Source organism: Polaromonas sp. P1_E3, assembly GCF_056405935.1.
The window spans coordinates 1-1637 of sequence record NZ_JBFUBD010000526.1 but is presented as its reverse complement, the minus strand read 5'-3'; the positions used below and the strand labels follow the sequence as shown (position 1 = coordinate 1637).

Here is a 1637-nt window from a genome sequence, read left to right as displayed (position 1 = left end):
ATGCAATCTGGGGACACGTGCCTTTGCTCTAGACACTGACTGCTGGTTGAACGAGTCCATTCGGACTATTGCGCGCGGCTGCAGACGCTGCAAGCGCCGGCGCGAGTTCAACGTCAACGCCGTTTTTATAGCCTTCCGGATTGCGCTGCTGCCAGTGCCAGGAATCGCGGCACATGTCGTCAATGGTGTTTGCGGCGCGCCAGCCCAACAGGCTCCCTGCCAGGGAAACATCGGCGAAGTACTGCGCCACGTCGCCGGCCCGGCGGGGCGCAAACTTGTAAGGAATCGGCCGTCCGCTTGCCCGTTCAAATGCCTGGACAACGCCGAGAACGCTGGTGCCTTCACCGGTGCCCAGGTTGACCGTAAAACTTTCGCCTTTTGCCAGCAGCGCGTTCACCGCGGCAACATGTCCTGCGGCGAGGTCGGTGACGTGCAGGTAGTCGCGTACGCCGGTTCCGTCAGGTGTGGGGTAGTCATTGCCGAACACATTGAGGAGAGCCCGTTTGCCAACGGCCACTTGCGTGACGTAGGGCATCAGGTTATTGGGAATTCCATTGGGGTCTTCGCCGATCATTCCGCTGGGATGCGCACCCACCGGATTGAAATAGCGCAACACACCGACCCGCCAGGCGGGATCCGACATGCGAAGCGACGCCAGGATGTTTTCACACATCAGCTTGGTATGTGCATAGGGGCTTTCCGGTGCGCATGGAAACTGTTCATTGATGGGGACGGTGGCAGGGTCTCCGTAGACCGTTGCGCTGGAAGAGAACACCACCGTGCGGCAGTCCGTCTCGTCCATCGCCTGCAACAAGCTCAGGAGGCCGCCGACATTGTTCTGGTAGTACATAAGAGGCCGCTGCACGCTTTCCCCCACGGCCTTGAACCCTGCAAAGTGAACGGCGGCAACGCAGCGGTAGCGTTGGAGGACTTCGCTGACAAAGCCGGTGTCCAGTACATTGCCGCGCTCGCACGGAACGGGATGGCCTGTCAGCTGCTGCAGCCGCTGCAGGACTGCCGGGTGGCTGTTGGAAAAATCGTCGAGGATCACTGGCTGATAGCCGGCATCCACCAGCGCCACAAAAGTGTGGCTTCCGATGTATCCGGCTCCGCCGGTTAACAGCACACTGGGTTTTTTCAAGGTCATTGCGTGAGGCTGCATGGCAGCGGGTTGATTGATACCGATCACGGCGCCGGAATACCACTGCTGAACATGCTTGTAACCAGGGGTTGCATGGACCAGGCGGCATCCAGACATCACCATCCCCGTCGGGGGTTAGGCATGAGTGTCTTTGACGCGTGGAGAAAGGATGTCAGCGTAAGCCGCGTATGTGCGTGGGAAGCTGTCAGGCAGGCGGCAAAGCGTTTCGAATCGTTCGGTAAGCACTTGTGAATGGCACGTCAAAAATCAGCAGTGGACGCGCTGGTGATGTGTTTTTCCGGCAGTTTGGTGCCAGCGCAAGCACGACAAAAAGTCACAAAGAATCAGCGTAAGACCCGGCCGTCGGTGACGGTGCGCTGTTCTTGCAGGCACGTTCAGTGCGGCCATAAAAAAAGCCCGGGAGAGGCCGGGCTTTATGGAGAGGCTTTGTTTACATGCCGCTGTAGTTCGGTCCACCGCCGCCTTCAGGCGTGAC

General features: G+C 59.1%; 1 protein-coding gene. It reads right to left on the bottom strand.

The genetic code is table 11. From position 1 onward, the window contains the following. Nucleotides 1-28 precede the first annotated feature (28 nt). Entirely contained in the window at nt 29-1162 is a 1134-nt protein-coding gene (gene galE, locus AC1D0Z_RS21305) for a UDP-glucose 4-epimerase GalE (RefSeq protein ID WP_477660151.1), read from the bottom strand. Between the last annotated feature and the right edge of the window lie 475 nt (nt 1163-1637).

What these genes read in the sequence shown, in the direction of transcription:
- galE (WP_477660151.1), bottom strand. Translation starts at nt 1,162, where the DNA reads ATGCAGCCTCACGCAATGACCTTGAAAAAACCCAGTGTGCTGTTAACC.